Origin of the sequence: Tritonibacter mobilis F1926 (assembly GCF_000376545.2) — a bacterium.
GTDB lineage: Bacteria > Pseudomonadota > Alphaproteobacteria > Rhodobacterales > Rhodobacteraceae > Epibacterium > Epibacterium mobile.
The window spans coordinates 827,677-844,595 of the sequence record NZ_CP015231.1; the positions used below are offsets into that span (position 1 = coordinate 827,677).

The 16,919-nt window shown below is 53.4% G+C and carries 15 protein-coding genes and 1 pseudogene; 7 read left to right on the forward strand and 9 right to left on the reverse strand.

The window, feature by feature from the left end:
* Positions 1 to 146: 146 nt before the first annotated feature.
* From K529_RS19365 to K529_RS19395, 7 genes are all read right to left on the reverse strand, one after another.
* Positions 147 to 914 carry a hypothetical protein gene (locus K529_RS19365; RefSeq protein WP_005612413.1) on the reverse strand — a complete coding sequence of 256 codons (768 nt, stop codon included), beginning with the start codon at positions 912 to 914 and terminating at the stop codon, positions 147 to 149.
* Positions 914 to 1,126 (reverse strand): hypothetical protein, encoded by a 213-nt coding sequence (locus tag K529_RS19370; RefSeq protein ID WP_005612416.1) that lies wholly within the window; start codon positions 1,124 to 1,126, stop codon positions 914 to 916. Before K529_RS19370 ends, K529_RS19365 begins: the two co-directional genes overlap by 1 nt.
* Before the next feature lie 315 nt (positions 1,127 to 1,441).
* Complete coding sequence (locus tag K529_RS19375; RefSeq protein WP_005612419.1) at positions 1,442 to 3,238, reverse strand: DNA primase family protein; 1,797 nt, start codon at positions 3,236 to 3,238, stop codon at positions 1,442 to 1,444.
* Positions 3,238 to 4,353: a DUF7146 domain-containing protein gene (locus K529_RS19380; protein ID WP_005612422.1), complete on the reverse strand. Its 1,116-nt coding sequence runs from the start codon at positions 4,351 to 4,353 to the stop codon at positions 3,238 to 3,240. Before K529_RS19380 ends, K529_RS19375 begins: the two co-directional genes overlap by 1 nt.
* Positions 4,354 to 4,427: 74 nt before the next feature.
* Complete coding sequence (gene ssb / locus K529_RS19385) at positions 4,428 to 4,931, reverse strand: single-stranded DNA-binding protein (protein ID WP_005612425.1); 504 nt, start codon at positions 4,929 to 4,931, stop codon at positions 4,428 to 4,430.
* Positions 4,932 to 5,021: 90 nt separating this feature from the next.
* A complete protein-coding gene (locus tag K529_RS19390; protein WP_005612428.1) occupies positions 5,022 to 5,264 on the reverse strand; it encodes a hypothetical protein in 243 nt (80 codons plus the stop codon).
* Positions 5,257 to 5,541, reverse strand: a complete 285-nt coding sequence (locus K529_RS19395; RefSeq protein ID WP_005612432.1) for a hypothetical protein — start codon at positions 5,539 to 5,541, stop codon at positions 5,257 to 5,259. Before K529_RS19395 ends, K529_RS19390 begins: the two co-directional genes overlap by 8 nt.
* A 191-nt stretch (positions 5,542 to 5,732) precedes the next feature.
* On the opposite strand from K529_RS19395, the gene K529_RS19400 reads away from it, so the two are divergent.
* The 4 genes from K529_RS19400 (at position 5,733) to K529_RS19420 (ending at position 8,758) form a co-directional block, all read left to right on the forward strand.
* On the forward strand, positions 5,733 to 6,053 hold the full coding sequence (locus K529_RS19400) for a helix-turn-helix domain-containing protein (RefSeq protein WP_005612435.1): 321 nt from the start codon (positions 5,733 to 5,735) through the stop codon (positions 6,051 to 6,053).
* Positions 6,054 to 6,847: 794 nt separating this feature from the next.
* Positions 6,848 to 7,930 (forward strand): tyrosine-type recombinase/integrase, encoded by a 1,083-nt coding sequence (locus K529_RS19410; RefSeq protein WP_005612441.1) that lies wholly within the window; start codon positions 6,848 to 6,850, stop codon positions 7,928 to 7,930.
* Between the two features lie 82 nt (positions 7,931 to 8,012).
* Positions 8,013 to 8,261 carry a hypothetical protein gene (locus tag K529_RS19415; protein ID WP_005612443.1) on the forward strand — a complete coding sequence of 83 codons (249 nt, stop codon included), beginning with the start codon at positions 8,013 to 8,015 and terminating at the stop codon, positions 8,259 to 8,261.
* Positions 8,258 to 8,758, forward strand: coding sequence for a hypothetical protein (locus K529_RS19420; RefSeq protein WP_005612446.1), 501 nt, complete (start codon positions 8,258 to 8,260; stop codon positions 8,756 to 8,758). The genes K529_RS19415 and K529_RS19420 overlap by 4 nt, the downstream gene beginning before the upstream one ends.
* Positions 8,759 to 8,923: 165 nt before the next feature.
* On the opposite strand, the gene K529_RS19425 is transcribed toward K529_RS19420, so the two are convergent.
* Positions 8,924 to 9,961: a toll/interleukin-1 receptor domain-containing protein gene (locus tag K529_RS19425; protein ID WP_005612448.1), complete on the reverse strand. Its 1,038-nt coding sequence runs from the start codon at positions 9,959 to 9,961 to the stop codon at positions 8,924 to 8,926.
* Positions 9,962 to 10,597: 636 nt separating this feature from the next.
* On the opposite strand from K529_RS19425, the gene K529_RS19430 reads away from it, so the two are divergent.
* A complete protein-coding gene (locus tag K529_RS19430; RefSeq protein WP_005612450.1) occupies positions 10,598 to 11,443 on the forward strand; it encodes a TIR domain-containing protein in 846 nt (281 codons plus the stop codon).
* Positions 11,444 to 11,612: 169 nt separating this feature from the next.
* Positions 11,613 to 13,142 (forward strand): pentapeptide repeat-containing protein, encoded by a 1,530-nt coding sequence (locus tag K529_RS19435; protein WP_005612452.1) that lies wholly within the window; start codon positions 11,613 to 11,615, stop codon positions 13,140 to 13,142.
* Between the two features lie 338 nt (positions 13,143 to 13,480).
* Here K529_RS19435 and K529_RS19440 read toward each other — a convergent pair whose 3' ends face one another.
* The gene (locus K529_RS19440; RefSeq protein WP_131664993.1) at positions 13,481 to 15,361 is read right to left on the reverse strand and encodes a TniQ family protein; all 1,881 of its coding nucleotides are present in this window, start codon (positions 15,359 to 15,361) and stop codon (positions 13,481 to 13,483) included.
* A 602-nt stretch (positions 15,362 to 15,963) separates the two neighbouring features.
* Here K529_RS19440 and K529_RS23280 point away from each other — a divergent pair.
* Positions 15,964 to 16,724: pseudogene (locus K529_RS23280) on the forward strand (IS5 family transposase).
* Positions 16,725 to 16,919: the final 195 nt, after the last annotated feature.

Genomic DNA, 16,919 nt, shown 5'->3' on the forward strand with positions numbered 1-16,919 from the left:
TAACCCTAAACAGCGAATGACCGCAATGTCTCCCTCAGGAGACCTTTGAGCGCGTTGTTGTGAACAACCATCGTTACCGGGCACTCTTATCAAGATTGCCCGGTAAGTTTGCCAAGAGTGTAGCGACTATTGTTGATATTTCACAGTTAGGTGATCAATCGCAGGCCACGATAACCCGTGTGGTTGCTCTTCGCAGGCCAGAAGCGCGCACCGCTGGACGGGCAACGGTAGCCCTTTGCAAGCTCATGCAAACGGATGGCGAGGGCACGAGGGGCAAGCGATGGTTCCCCATCCATGAAGGCAGAATAGACCTCATAGATGGTTTTGGAGCGGATGAAATCACTGTTTTTTCCAGTAAAAACAAAATGCTCATGCAGAAAACTCAATACTTCGTCCCCTTGCGTTGCCGTTTCGGCTGAACTGGCGCGCGTTTGTTCAGTGGGCTCGACAGGCAAATCGGGGAAACCCACTGAGCGCCACATCATTCTTCCTGCCACATGCCCAAACAGCAAACGTGCCTCACTTATGAGAGCCAATTGTGTATGGGTGTCAGACGTAGCCTCAAAAATATCTGAGGGCTGCGGTTGTGCGTGCTCGCCAAGCCGCTCATGCCGCCATGCAACAAACACGTTTACGATCCGTTGCATCACCTCAATTGCACGTTCCGTCTCAGTTTGTGTGCAAAGGTAGAATGCTTGATGCTCGTTGAGCCAGTACTCCTTGCCGGGCCTGCCTCCAAGAGAGGTTTGTCGTAACTCGCGACAAACCATTTCCCCCAATCCCACGAGCCGGTCCGCGCACTGCGAGATCATTTCACCAATGTGCATTGATTGCTCGAACCCAAGCGCTTCTGCAATGTCGACATCGCGCATACGCGGCTCGCCGTTAAAATCCTGTACGGTCAAATCTAGCATTAGAACTTCCCTTTCGATGTGATGACCTGCACATGCGCCTCTGTGCGCGCGTGCAGAATTGAGGCAAGCGCGTCCAGCGCGTTGCATTTCGATAGGTGGCGATCTGAAAGGTAGTCTGTGACGACGATGCGCATGGCGAGCGCAAGCCCGGCAAGCTCAGCAGCGTCAACCCCACTGTCAGACGGATTTAGAGCGTGGATTTTGTGAGACATGAATGCCCCTCCTACGGTTGGTTTCAATACCAGCCACGAGAGAGACCAATCTCTGGTGGCCAGACGCACAGGGTTGGCCTTACCGCCCGTAGGAACGGCGCACCCGAAGGTGCCCCCATACGCCTGACCATAAAAAACCCGCGACAGATGGCGCGGGTTATCAAGCGCCTACGGTTGAGCGGGAGGCCAATCCCGGCAAGCCCTTTTTCGACTTGCTGGGGCAGGGTGCCCGCGCATCCGTTTTTTGTCAAGCGCCCGATTCGCTTCAAATCACCTCCTAATCAGGAGATAATCACACAATAAGGTTATACACAATTAAAAAGGATCGGATGACGATGGGTTACTATACTTGGCATCAGCCTCACCATCCTCACGGCGGCGCTTAAACTCATCAGTCAGGCGAATGCCGCGCCAACCGGTGTGGTTGCTCCTGTCATGCCGGAAGGAGCGCCCCTCAGCATTCTTGAAAAACTCGGTCTTATCCTTGAGGTGCTTGAAGATTGTGCGCGTACCCCAAGCATCGCTCGAGCCGCTGTTGACCTGCCACCACTGGAAAGCCTCGTTCAATTCCTTTGCGCGGGTGAAATCTGAGTGCTCGCCCGTCACCTCGCAACAGGTCTGGATGAACTCAAGGATCGGATCGCTTTCCTCGCGATATTCCTTTGTTGCGTCCAACACCGACTGCGGCACCATCAGCCCGCCCTCAAGCCATGCCTTGCAGCCATCCAAGAGCCAGTTGAAAATGCCCGTGCGCTCATCCCAGAGCTTTTGAGGCAAGAGTGGGTCAACATCCTCATCAGGGATAGATACCAAGAACGGCACCAACAGCACGCGCCGCCAGATGCCGTTGTCGGTGCCCCGGATCTCTGGCTTGTAGTTGCCATCAATGGTCAACGAAAACTCAGGCGTTACCTCAACAAATTCCTGCATCATGCGACGCACCAGAATATCCGCACCGCCGGTGAGTTGCTTGATAAGCGCCTCGCGCATCTTTGTGCCACGCTCAGGCTCAGAGGCGCGTACCAAACGCGCACCCGGCAGACGCACCAAATCCGGCGTTGCATCGCTACCTTTGCGTTGCTCAGTGCCGCTCAGGCTCTCAATCGGAACCGATGCCGCGTAGGCACCCATGATGCGGGCGATCAGCTCCAAGAGCGTTGATTTGCCGTTGCGGCCCGATCCGTACAGGAAAGCCAGCTTTTGCTCAGTGGTGAGACCAGTGATCGAGTAGCCAAACCAGCGCTGAATAAAGGCCCTGATTTCGGGATCGGGTAGGATGGTGCGCAAGAAGTGCATGAACTCAGGGCAATCCGCCTCGGGGTCATATTCCGTCTGCATCATCTTGGAGAGATACAGGTTTCTTGCATGATCACGTCGCTTGAGCGAGTACGCCCGCTTGCCGGTGACAGGGTGTTTCTCAACCTCTTCAAAGTAGACAACGCAATTTTCTGTGTTGAACATGATCTTATTAGCATTGAGGGCGCGCAGGGGCTTGTAAACATCAACCTGTGCCTCGCGCATCATGTTATTGATAGGGTTGGTGTTACCTGCCGATTTCGCGTGTGAATGGTGACCCTTGCGCATAGTGGTGAGTTTCTTTTTCAACTCATCGGCTCGCTCAATCTGATGATCGAAATCCTTGAGACGAGCTTTTTGTTCGTCAGTTCGCTGGCGTGCCGGGGTTCCTCTGATTTCTGCGGCGGCGTCTCTTGCGAATTCTGCCTCCGCCACTTGGGCGGCTTCCCAATCTTCAAGACGAATAAATTCGGCCTCTGCGGTGATTTTGGCTGAAACTCTCTGAGCCACGCGGCGCACCTCAAGCTGATCATCATCTTGAGCCCAGCAACGGCCATCCCAGACAAACCAGCCGACGCGGGGGATAAACAGGATGTTTTCGCCAAAGTATGCAGTGAAGCGCCTGCCGTTGCCGTAGTCGTTTAAAGGATAAAGCGCGCATTCCTGCGCAAGAGCCTCTGCGGGATCAACCTCATCAGGGGTGCTGGTGCCATTGGGGGTGCGGGGATCGGTGGACGAGCGGCCTGCATCTGCATCAGCGGGAAAGATCTCATCAGCGCGCTCAAAGGCGCGGCTCACCGGCTCATAGTTCATCATTAGTCTTGGTCCTTGAGCAGATCATTCAGATCAACACCGTCACCGGCTCGCGCGATATGCGCGCGCAGGGAGGGGTTGGCATTCATTGCGCGCCGCAAGCCTGCCGTGAGCTTGGCGCGTGTCGGTTTCGGGGCGCTGTCACCATCTTCGATGTAAATCAGGTGATCGACGCAGGCGGGCGGCAGGAAGGCCCGCAAATCGGAAAGGTCAGGAACGCCGGAGTTTCTGCCAAGTTGCTTGCCCGACATGTTGCCAAGATCAATCCCAGCCCAATAGGAGGCACCCGCAACGGCGTCCGCAACAAGCGCGGTGCCGGTTGTTTCAATACCTTCACCCATAACCAGGACACTTGTGCAGGCGGTTCCAGTGAGGCGAATTGCGCCGCCCTTTTTGCTGCCAAGCACCATCTTTGCAGGGTGATTATCGCCGGTGTTCGGATCAACGATCTCAGCTTTCTTGCCGGGCACGTCCGGGTTGATCCACGTTTGGTGGATGCCGGAAAAGCGCCCATCTGGACCTTGGATCGCCGCGATCAACGCGGGGCCACGGTACAGCTCACGCCGCGCATCTGCGATTTTCTTGATGTATGGATGCACGGGCAAATAGCGAAAGCAGGCGAAGGAATACGGTAAGCCGCTGAGATCAACGTGACGCCCGGCAAGATATGCAGCAGCGGGCGAGCCAGAAAATGGCAATGCAGATCGCCAGATCTTTTCTGCCTGCCGCCGCGCAAATTCGCGATAGCGAGCAGCCTGAGCCTCAGTCCTCGCATCTGCTCTTTCTTTGGCTCGGCGGCGGCGTTCGACTTCTTGTGGATCAATCTCAACGCCACGCTCACCCTCAAGCCACTCCACGGCACCTAGAAAATCAGTTCCAAGCGCGAGCTGTACCAAGGCTAGAGGATCGCCGCCTTTGGGATCGCAGATGCGACAGCGCCAAACCCCCTTGCGTACATTGGCGGAAAACCGATCCCTGCCACCGCAACCGGGGCGAGGGCAGGGGCCAACGCGCTCATCTCCAATGGCGGTGAGGCCGGAAACTTTGAGCTTATCAAGCACCTCAAGCATGGTGCGAGTTTTTGCACGCTCAATGCGGGGATCGGGGGTGCGGGCCATCGGGAAACCTCAGGGAGAATATGTAGAAAAAAGGTGAAGGCCGGGCGCAAGCTATCACGCCCGGCCTTCACCCATCAGAACGGGATTTCATCGTCATCAATGTTGTTGTTGGAACTACCGCCAGCGCCGCCACCAAAGCCGCCGCCATAGTTGGTACCTGCACTGCCATCGTAACCGCCACCGGACCCGCCACCGGACCCGCCAGTTTCTCCACGCGAGCCACCGTCACGCGAGCTGAGAAATTTGATCTCACCGGCAAAGGGGCGCAACGTGACCTCAGTAGAATAGCGATCCTGCCCGCTTTGATCCTGCCATTTGCGGGTTTCAAGGCGACCTTCAATGTAGACCTTTGCACCCTTGCGCAAGTATTGCTCGCAAAGCCGCACAAGCGCCTCATTGAATATGGCGACGGAATGCCATTCCGTGCGCTCGCGGCGCTCCCCGGTGTTGCGGTCTTTCCACGTATCAGAAGTGGCGATACGCAGGTTGCACACCTTGCCGCCATTCTGAAAACTACGCACCTCAGGATCGCGTCCAAGATTACCGATCAGCATGACCTTATTGAGTGAGCCCGCCATCAGGTCGCTCTCACAACAAAGGCATTGGCAAGTGCGGTACTAATCGCAAAGACCAGTAGGCTACATGGCGGATGCGTGCGAGCTTCCCTCTTATGATGAAGCATTGGCACCCCCTGATAGAGTGACGCCGCCGCGCCCCTTAATACGCGGAGCTTTGCCGGGAAGAATGCCACCGCAATCCCTGATGAGGATCAAATGCGCCTGCAAGAGTGCAGAAGCCATTTCCTCAATCGTGACGGGCGGCAAGCCATCGGTGCGGCCTGTTTCGATACGCGCCAGAGTGGCGACATCGCGGCGCTCGCGCTCACTGAGCTGAACCTTGATCTCAGGCATGACGTGCCCCCGCCGCACTCATCATTTCGCGGATTGCAGGCAAGGTCTTCCCCTGAGTTTGTGCACTGGCGCGCAAATGGCGCTCAAGGTTGGCTGCGCGTGAAAGTGTGATGTCGCGATTAGGGTCATTCAGGAATGCGCCGACCGAATTGACACTTGCCCCGATGGCGCGCGCAACCGTTGCAGGTGCAGAGCCAGTTTCTTTGATTGCCACCCCTAACCACGCACGAAAGGCATCCGTGTGTGGCGTTTGAGCGGCGCGATCTCGCTTACTCATGTTGTTCGTCCTCTGTTTAAAACACAAACAGATGCATATCACCTTATAAGGTTAAATCAAGGGACGAATTTAACCTAATCTGAGGATTTCCATACTTACTGTTGCGTGTATCCCCTTATAGTGTTAGGCGCAGTGATGCGGTCTGACCGCCAATGATAAGCAACTGATAAAAGAAAATTGGGAAACCAACCATGAACCCGGAAACCGACCGGAAAATTCAGAATGCGCGCACAAACATGAAAATCGCTGTCGCGCTGAGCGACCTTAGCGCCTCAGAGATCTCGTTGAAAGCGGGCCTGAGCGTCAATGTCCTTGGCAAGTACATGCGCGGCGAAACCATGATTAGCTTTGCCAACATGCAAGCCGTTTGTGACGTTCTAGGCATTCCGCTGGCGTTGATCACCACTGAACGCCAGATTACCCCAGCTCGTATTCGTCTGATGAAAGCACTTGAACGCATGAGCGAGGACGAGCTTGAGGCATTTATTGCAAAAGAAACGGGGCGAGAATAATCGCCCCGAGCCCTTTTAGGTTATTTCATTGACGGGCAGCGTATCGCGCTGCCCGTATTTTATTTATGCTTGTTGGAAGTGCTAACTTGCGTGCTGCCGACATGTGCCTCGGCGCGCTCAGCGAGAGCCAATAGCTCACTTTCATTCATCTCAGCCACGAGCGGGGCGAGGCCCCCAAAAATCTCTCTCTCAATACGCTGATCTGGCGCGGCACCCTGAGCCCCCTGTTGCTCGCTTGAGTTAAACATTTATTTACGCCCTCAACCTTTTTCTATGATATTCGCATCATTCGGATAAGGCCGACGCTCAGCCGCGTCAAGCCGCACATGCCCTAAAAACATGCAGTTTGAGAAGACCATTAATGTTGACACACACCTTATAGTGTGACTACAGATTATGAAAGATGCGAAAAACCCAAGTTGAGGCACAATTTCATGACTGACATTTGCACCGTACGCGCAGTGGGCGAGGCGATCTACGAGGCTGAACCCTTACTGCACTTAGTTAACGGATCAGGCGCAGGCACTGCTTCAAACCTGAGCCTGCGCGTTTCCGGCTCTCACACTTTAGCAGGAGGTTGAAATGGGAAAGCTGGACACATTGCAAGCAGCCGAGAACCTCAACACTGAGCAAGCGCTTGAGTGGCTGAAAAGCCAAGGCATCCACACCAGCAGGAGCGGCCTAGATCACGCCCGAAAAACAGGGCGGCTTTCGTGGCTCAAAGTATCTGGAAAAACCCGCATCCTGTACCGGCGCGACGACCTCGCCGCGGCATTTTTTGAAGGAATTAAGACATGCCCCTCAAACTCATCCAGCGGAACGGCACCGGCAATTACTACCTCAGGGGCAGCGTTGCCGGAACAAAAGTTTATGCAAGCACTCACACAAGCGACCGGCAAGCGGCGGAAAACATCAGGATCAGGACGGAAGCCCAATTGCTCGAACGTGCATCGCTTGGGCGCAAAGCGACCGTAACCTTTGCAGAGGCAGCGCTGAACTACATGAACGCAGGGGGAGAGGCGCGATTCCTCGCCCCGATACTCAGGCACTTCGGACCCAATACCAAGCTCAGTGAGATCGACAACGCGACCGTCAGCACAGCGGCGGAAAGGCTCTATCCAACAGCGCAGCCTGCAACAGTTAATCGGCAGCTCATCACCCCAATCTCTGCTATCCTTGCTATGGCGGCAGAGGATGGCCTTTGCACGCCGGTCAAATTGCGCCGCCGAAAGGTAACAACCCAAAAGACGCGATGGCTCACCCCCGAGGAATTTGAGGTGCTGGCGAAGGAAATGACGCCGCACCTCACGCAAATTGTTGGTTTCATGATCGGGACCGGCGCGAGGGTGAGCGAGACGCTCAATTTGCAAGCCTCAACGCTTTATCTCTCAACGGGTCAAGCCATGCTGAACAAGACCAAGAACGGGCAACCGCGCATGGTTCGTTTTCCTGCCCGCGCAGCTCGCATGATGCAGGTCCGCGAGCTGCCAACAATCGGCAGTATCTTCACCACGGATCACGGTAAAAGGTATGAGACAGGGCGCATTCTCGCAAACGGCAAGCGGGATGGCGCATCCATCAAGACCGCCTTCAACCGGGCACGAGACGCCGCCGGTCTGGATAGCACTGGTCCTGACAAAGTGACCCCACACACCATTCGACACACATGGGCAACTTGGCATTACGCCCAAAACCGAGATTTTGGCGCGCTGCTAGACTTGGGTGGATGGTCTAGCGCAGATGTCGCCAACATCTATCGCAAGATTGCGCCCGATGATCTAGCCGGGCGCTTACTGCAACACGGTTGGGATTTCAGGCACGCAGGGTGGCTTGACCCGCTCGAAACCTCTCCTTTGCGCAGCCTGCGTCAAACTTGATACAACCCCTGCCAGCTGTCCGGCCAGCCAACCATGGTTGGACATCACCTTTATTCAATAATTTCACCCAAAAGGCGAACTCATGACCCACACTGCGGATACTGAGGCAGAAACCAACGTCGACAATCTCAAAGACCCCAGCAACGAACTTCCAGAAATCGGGGCGGCACTTGCCGTAGCTATGGCTGAGAATGGGCCAGAACTCTCAAAGGTTCGCCGTGCCTGCATGATCGCAAAAGAAATAGGCCAATTTACTTCGGTGCTAGACGACGCGAGAGAAGCCAAACACCCCGCACACCTCATAAACGCTGTCGCGGCGCTAGAAGAATGAGCGGGGCGGTTTGGTTAGGCCCGCGCCTATTTCTGGGCTGTACGGTGATTGGTAAGATAGAACGCGAAAAAGAACATGGCTGGTTTGCGATGTCATACCTGCCCGGTGCGCCCCACGTGATCGGGCGCAATATCGAAAGCGAAGCAAAGGCAAAAGAGCTCGTGATGAAATCAGCTCAGAGCCGGTGCGAAGCCATGTTTGGGGCAACGATGGACACAGTCCTTAACGCTGTGCATGAGGGCCGAAAGTTGCGCACCGTTGCGCGGGCGATTTGGCGCGCTGGTGTCTGGCAATGTGATCGTGCAGTTAATGCTCGCATTATGTTTGAGGATCTCGGCCGGGCGCTGGGGCTCGAACCAGTTGATGGTCCCCAACCTACCCGCAACACTGATGAAACGAGTGGTGCTACTGGATCAAAGGTGCGGGACATCTTTGATCCAGTTGAGGAAGACTGCGAAAGTGACTGTGATCAGCCCAACTTGAGTGGTCCAATTTGAAAGTTAGTGCATGACTGACAGCCACGAGAAACACATGCTTCCCATAGTCCGCCACCTCAATTTTGTTGTATTAGTACTTCTCTGCACAGCGGGCGTTTCACGACACGAGCTCAACAAGGACAAATTTTGTAGTTTTCTGAAAATTCCGTGCCAAGTTCATATGTTTCAATCAGGATCGTCATTGCGCTCATCAAAACCCACGAAACGTGAGCTAGTGTTACGTGCAACACGAGAACTAAGGGGAGCTCGTTTCATTTTAATACGATCCATCAATCTATCGATAAGGACTTCCAATATCATAGGGACTTCCTCGATCATCATATTCGAGTCTTTCGAAGCTGACGAGATCTCGCGCATCATTGGGAAGTGCGTAATTTGGCTAACTACTGATTGTAACCTGTGTAAGATTTTAATTTTCCCTTCGGTGCTTGAAACACGAAGTTCACGATAGTATTCTGTCAGTACTTCGGAAAGCCATGGGAAATCATCACGTAGAAAACCAGATAGCACCAACAAACTTGCCTGCATATCTTCAGTATCGCTGCATACCATGGCAAGTTCGTGTATCATTTTCGGGTGAACGCGTCGTTTGCGAGGCCGGCTAATACTCTCTTTTTCGGCGACCTCTTCACCTAAACGACTCAGCCTAGCGTTTAAACCTCGAACATCTGTCACAATTTCCTCAAGAATCTCGTTCTGAGGTCTTCTGTGCTTCTCAGCGGGAGCGATTTCCGGAATCTCCCTTAAGGCAGCTTCAAGTTGGGGCCAAAGAGCAGGAACGGTTCTATCAATGATCTTGTCGTCTGCCTTACTTTCTGCGACGTTATTAATTGCCTTCGCAACTTCCATTATGCCCAGCATTTCGACTTTTTGTGCTTGGAACTGCTTCAGCGGTCCACTTAAATCGCTCATTTCAAGACCAAATAGAAGCGGGATGACTTTTCCATCCAGCATGGATTTCGCCAGAGCGCCGGATTCGAACAAAACCCACTCGGAGGCTAAGTTTTCTGGCGTGATACAAATTATCCCGAAGTTGGCAGCCTCCAATTCTGACGCGATCGTCTGAGCCCACCTGTCGCCGGCTGAGATATCTTTATCGGAAACGAAAGGCTGGACATACTGAAGAACCATCGGCAGCCAGTCTCTGAGTGCGTTCGCCATGTCCTTGCTGCGTGGACCGCTCCAGCTGATAAAAACCTTCATAAAATAGTCCTTTAGGAGTTTTGTCTGAGAAGCTTTTAGCAGAAAAATTTTCGAATGGTAGATAGGTTGAGATCTGAATGCGAGCGGGAGCTCTGCTGAAGGGCTGATGGTTTAGAGACTAACGCTAGGAAATTAGGGCTGTGCACCCAGCAGACTACTGCAACAAGGTAGTTGATGGGCGTATGGGAAGGGTCAACCGCTCCTCTGCTTATAGCGCCTCAATAGCTTTGAATGGCACACACGCGACGTAGCAAAGGTAACGTTCCCCAACGGCGCTGATCGAAGCAGACGTAAAGGTAGTGATCCGGGGTCGTGACAAGGCTTAGAGCAAGGGGTTCAACTTGTCGCGGTGACTGTATCTGTTACAGAAAGGGGGGCTGCTGTTCGTGGTGCCAATGCTCGCAATAAGGCCAACAAGACTCATCACCTTACATCCGTTGCAAACTCGGCGAACTGGATCTGTATTGTCGGAACTGGGTAACGCAACTTATGTCTGTCAAAAAATGGTAAGCGCTCATCGCGCGACGGTAAGTAGGGTGCTTACATCAAATAAACGTCCAAGATGCACAGTCGGTGATAACCAAGCCGCTTCAGATAATTGTAACGAAAGAGAGTAGCTCGAGGGAGCCTAGGAAAATGGAAGAAATTAAACCTTTCGCATTCGTATTGATGCCGTTTCACGATAGTTTCGATGATATATACCGATATGGCATTAAACAAGCGTGCGCCGAGCTTTCAATCGTTGCAGAGCGCGTCGATGAGCAATTCTATTCTGAAACAATGCTGGGGAGAATATATCGTCAGATTGAGAATGCAGATTTTATTATTGCTGATATGACCGGGAAAAACCCAAATGTGTTCTACGAAGTCGGTTATGCTCACGCGAAAGGTAAGCCTTGTGCTCTTTTGACACAAAACTCGGAAGATATTCCATTCGATCTACAACATCACTTCCATATTGTCTATGGAGGCAAGATTGGAGGCTTGAAAGAGCAATTACTTCCTCGCTTGCAATGGATGAAGGGTGAACTGGAGAAAGAACGGCGTGAAACGATAACGGCCACTATCACGGCTTCTACTGGAACGCTAGATGTTACCGAGTATTGGCATGAAGGAGAATTTGAACTCAAGATAGTTTTGAAGAATGTGGCTAAATTTAGAAGTCCGGAAATTGACAGTATCTCTATTACTGCAAGTGATAGTTGGACTTTATTATCGGATGGAAAAGAGTGCGTATCGGAAAAGCTAAGTGACGGTGTTGCGAGGTTTTTTGTGCCAGCGCCAAACTCTCGGATTGCTCCGGGGGCGCTCAGTCAAGCTGAGGTCATTTTCAAGAAAACTTTTTGGACGAAATGGTCAGGGTCCGAGAAGAGGGAAAAATATAGAGCTAAAGGTAATCTTCTTATTGATGTGGCGACAGCAGAAGGAACGCACCCTTTTACCTTTGATCTTAATGTTGATTTTGATGAAATTCCCTTTTGAAAACGCATTTCAAAGGGAACGGCTGGCTGTGATTGCGCGTGTAGTTTGAAAATTTGAATTGGTAGGGGTAGTAATACACAGTAGTTCTCGATCAGCTGATAAAGTTCTAGTATGAAGCCAACGTTTCCATTATTGCCGCCGCGTACTGTAGATTTTAAGGAGGCCAAAATTGAAACACCCCTATAAACTTCCCTGCAGGTCGAAAAAATCGCTGGGCGTTGTCGAATCTAGGTTTCTAGATTGGATCGGCTTGGAGCGTTTACCTAGCTTTGAGAACGCCGCTTGGTTTGGCCCTATAGTGGGTGTGTGCTTGGGTCTTTTGGCAATGGCACTTGTGGTTGCGGGAGTTGCCACCCTTATTCAATTTCTGAGCATAGTTCTTTTGAATTCGTCCGAGCATGAAGCAATCCGAAATATTGGGTTAGCGGTAGTCGCTGTTCTAGGTGCACCTTTTGTAGTTTGGCGTGCAGCAGTGGCTCAGAAGCAAGCCGATATCGGCGAACAAAGTCATATCACTGATCAAATCAATAAGGCAGTTTCTGGCTTGGGGGTTGAGAAAACGGCTGATAGGATCGGACGTCCCATAAAAATATATGTAGGGGAATCCGAAACGATTACCCAATTGGTTGACAATCCAGATACATTCGAGATGAAACCCAGAAGCATCGAGCGCGCAAGATATTGGGATCAAACCTCCTTGAATCACCCGGAGACTGGGTGCGAAGAATTTGAAGGCCTTCATATTGTGATCGAAACTTGGCAGGAAGAGAGGACAGAGATAGAATGGCAGTCTACACCTTTAAAGCTGGACGACGGTGCTGCAATTGCCTCTTACGGAGATTGGACCGTTTTCTCTGAGACCGCCCCGAACATTGAAGTGCGGGTGGGGGCAATCTATGCTCTAGAGCGTATATGTCAGGATAGCCCCAGAGATCATATCCGGATCATGGAAATCCTCACTGCATACATTCGAGAGAATTCTCCTGTGGCGAACTTGTCCCCCACTGTTGAACCGATTGAACCCAAGTCCCCACGTACAGATATACAAGCAGCACTGGATGTAGTCGGGAGACGAAGTGCAAAACTTGTTGCTCTAGAGCACTCCAAGCGGTTCCGTCTTGATCTACGGCGGTCAGATCTTTCGTGGGCGAATTTCGCGAATGGGTGTTTCGATGGCGCTCAACTTTCTGGGTGCAGACTCGAAGCTGCAAACTTTAGAAACGCTAGTCTTAGAGGGGCTAGGCTCCAAGGCGCGTTGTTGAATTTCGCTGATTTTTTCAGCGCGGATCTTTGTGGAGCTCTCCTAGACCACGCAACGCTCGGGCGCAGCGATCCGCGGCGAGGTTCTATCACACAGGCTAGGGAACTAAGAGGTATGTCAGTGGCCGGAGCGGATCTGTCGAGCGTAGGGCACTTGCGCGTGTCCGAAGTAGACGCCCCCACGTTTGGAACTAAAGATACCATTCTAGCACCGGCGCTTGCTGAAAAGTTCAAGGCTAATTTGGATGATATTGATCAGTATGTATTTATCGCCCGCGGAAATATCGTCGAAGATGAACATGATGTTCTTCAGCGTTTGAAGGCAACAGCGTTCTATGGTTGGTCACCGTTCACTAGCGATGATCTCGCAACAAACAGCCTCAGATCTGAACTATGGAATGCTCTTGGGTTAGTTGGCTTCCCGTTCAGAGATGAATGATCCGGTTGCAGGCTCTTCGCGGGGGGTATCTATGTGAGTTAGTCGGTAGCCTGTTAAGGGGGGAGAGCACCGCAAGAAAGTAACGATAGTGCAATATCAGTGCAATTGAAATTCACTTCCCCTCTATGGTGTTGAAATAAAACATTAATTATCAGTGAGTTGAACCCCCTCCTAAGGGGCAGGTTGCAGGTTCGAATCCTGCCGGGGTCACCAAACCTGCCATTAAAGTCAGAGAAAGCATATGAATGCGCAAACGACAGCATAAGCCTGCGCAAGGGCTGTCAAGCACGTTTTTCGCTTGTCCAGAGTTTTGGCGCACGAGCCCTATTTCGTTGATTTCAATTGGTTTTCATTATTTCTCGAACATCTGAGAGCAGGTAGATGCCCTCGAAGACCTCGTCGCCAGCGGAAAATGGCGGCGTGCCATGGTGCTGGACTTGGCTGGTGATCGTCCGACGGTGAACGCCTGCCTTCCTCGCGAGCAGCGCCGTTGTCGTGAATCGCTTGTGGAAGGCAGCAATGTCATCTTCCGCAAGTGACCACTGCTTGCGCTTCGTGACCGAGTTCGTGATCTCCGTGCCCGGACTGTGACCTGTCGCGACAAGCCGCACCATGTATTTCGGTTCAACCAGACCGATCTGCTTTCCGAAGACGCTGGCACTGATCACCTTGGTCTCAGGCCGATCGATGAGCACGTCTGGCGGCAAGGTCTTGATCAGTGCCTCGACGTCCATTCGATCGACCCTGATCGCATGAAAACCTTCCTGATCATCGTGGCGGAAGGCGGCCAGTCGCCCGTCCTGAATGGCTGCGATCAGCGCGGTGAGCCGCACCCCAAGCGCGCGCCTGGTCATCAGGAGTGTGTCGGCGCTCCGCGAGACCTGTTTCTTTCTGAGGCGCGACGTCAGCGTTTCGCGCAATGCAGTGGCATCAGCCCGCCGCCACCTGTTCAGGACCTTTGCAGTCTTGAGGTAGGGTCGCAGCACGCCCTCTGCACAAAGTGCTTCGAACTCCGTTTCGGTCGCGCCGAGTTCCGTCATTATGTCGGACCCGAGAACGAGATGCGGGATTTCCGCAAGGAAGGCCGCGTAGGCCTCTGCGTCGAAGGTCCGGGGGGGCGTCTGCTGACATTGTGTCGGGTCGAAGACGCCCTCAGCGGTCAGTATGTCCTGAAGCAGCCCTTTGTGCAGTCCTGTCTCTTCAGCAGCACTGGCGATGGTATGGAAGCGGCGCGTCTCCACCACTTGCCCTAGGAGTGTGTCTCCCGGCGCGATGGGCCAGAAGGTCATCAGTTCATCACGAATGATTTGCCGGAAGTCGTCGAATTTCATGCTGTCCGGGTAGGCCTCGACAAGTGTGTAAGATAGGCTCTTCAGGGGGGACTTTGAGATTGTGAGCGTGCCGTCGTCCCTGCGGAGAAGACTGCGCACCGTGGCGCGTATTGCGTCCGGCCCGGAGCTGATGACACCGAATCCGGCTGCCTTGGCCGCGCGGTCATTGGGGGTCAGACTTTGATGCCGGAGAATATCTTCGCCGAGCGCCAGACACATGGTCATGCCCGCGAAGCTGGTCTGGGTCCGCAGCCATGTCAGATCTTGGTTCTCGGATAGTCGCTTGTCGAGCCAGGCATCGTAGGCGCTGACCGCGACGCACTCAGTCTTTGCTGTCATTGATGTCAGGTCTGGCAACAGTGGGCGCAGGTGTGCGCCCATGTCTTCACGACGTACGGGATTGCCTTCTGTCCAGAGCGGGACAAGAGGCTGCTGATGAGTTATGCAGATGTCGACGCCACGGCACAGCCAATGCCCTTGCATGGCCATGTTCGCGAGGGGAACACCGGGCGCGGCTGCTTGCTCTGCAAGACACCTCAAGCAGCCACGCACCACGGGATTCCTGACCGCGCGTGAGACAAACACCTCTCCGCGATACTGCATCCGAACATCGCCCAGAGGCTCCCCCGTCCACGACAGGAGTGTCGTCATCTCCTCATCAGTGATCCCCGCGAGTTGGCCCACCAATTTGACCATTTCCGCATCCTGATGAATCACGCGCTTCAGGCTGCCCCCCATATCCATCGCGAAGCTGATGGCGTCGGTGCCGTTCGCGGCAGCGAGCCGAGCAAAGAACGAGGGAAGTGTCTCGCGGGGGAGCGGTGTGACGGTAAGGGGCAGCTGGGAAACCATATCATGCCGATACAGGAGTTGAGATTGACCTTCCACATGCCCCTTCCAGGCCTTGCCCGCAACCGACGCCCGAGAGCGTCACACAAACCAGAGTGATTGCTCCGCCACCATGCAGGGCAGCGATCATCCATTTTGATAGGAGCTTCCAGCCCAGTACTTTCATAAACCTGTCAGAACAGTCTGATCAGCAGCCGAAATGGGCTATGCCGCGAAAGCGGACTTTGAAATCCCACTCGGTGAATAGCAGGTGTCAGCCCTAACCGGACTTTGCGGCAGCGCATGAAATATCACCTAACATCGACTTTTGAAATCTTACGGTGCAAAGGTATGCGTGTTCCGGAGAAATCTGAGAACTGCATGGGTGACTTTCAACTCTGGTCAAGACAAGCCATCGAAAAGTGCGCGCCCAAACTTGTCACGTTGACGCCCTCAATCCAAGCCGACATCGAACCATCAATATGGCTACTTAGGTCGGTAAAATTCGTGTGGACTTCCACAAGTCGATGGTACGCTAGAACATCTATGGCAAATAGTGTCTCCGCTTCGCCTAGGACATGTTGACAAAAGGGATTCACACTGGGGCTTCGACGTGATTCAAGCTGGTATCTGCTATGGAGATCAGCTTGCCCCGAAACCTGATGAGCGACGACGAGTGGTCGCTGTTTGAATACTTCATTCTTGCGATCCGAGCCCGGAATGGGCGCAAGCCTACCAACCATCGCCTTGTACTGGATGGGATATTCTGGATTGCACGCACCGGATCACCTTGGCGAGATTTGCCCGAAGAGTTTGGCAAATGGTCCAGTGTTTACCGCCAATTCCGGCGCTGGACGTTGGCTGGGCTGTGGGAGGACATACTCGAAGCCTTGAACCAAAGCGGGGCCGTTCCAAACGCTCTCCAAATGATCGACAGCACTGTTATTCGCGCGCATCATCAAGCAGCGGGCGCAAAAGGGGGACTCCGAGACAGGGTTTTGGCCGTTCAAGAGGTGGCTTCACGACCAAGATCCACCTCCGCGTCAACGCGCACGGGTTGCCCATGAGAACAGACATCACACCGGGGCAAACTTCGGACTACCTTGGTTTTGATCTCGTCATGTCTGATAATCTGCCTGAGCCGAAAGTGCTACTGGCAGATCGGGGCTATGATGCTGATCGCATTCGGAAAAACATGAATGAACGTGATATCCTGACCCAAATTCCGATGCGAAAGACCCGCAAGATGCGCGTCGGCGTGGATCATGGGCTGTATCGATTGAGAAACCTGGTCGAACGGTGTTTCAATAAGCTCAAGAACGCCCGCCGCGTTGCTACCCGGTATGACAAAACTGCAGAAAGTTACCTCGGGTTCATCGACATCACATCCATCCGGCTCTGGGTGCGCCATTTGTCAACATGACCTAGCGCTGCCTCTGTTACGGGGTCGCGGCTCACACTGTTGGCAAAGAAGGCAAACCCGTGTCGCCCCCAGACCAGTGGCAAACCCGGATCTTGTTCGGGCGCCGCTGGCATGTCCTCATTCGAACCTAGCTTGCCATCGGTTGGAGCGGTGTCTGGTAGGTAGGCATCAGGCCAAGGCGGTAGGCTGAGAAGA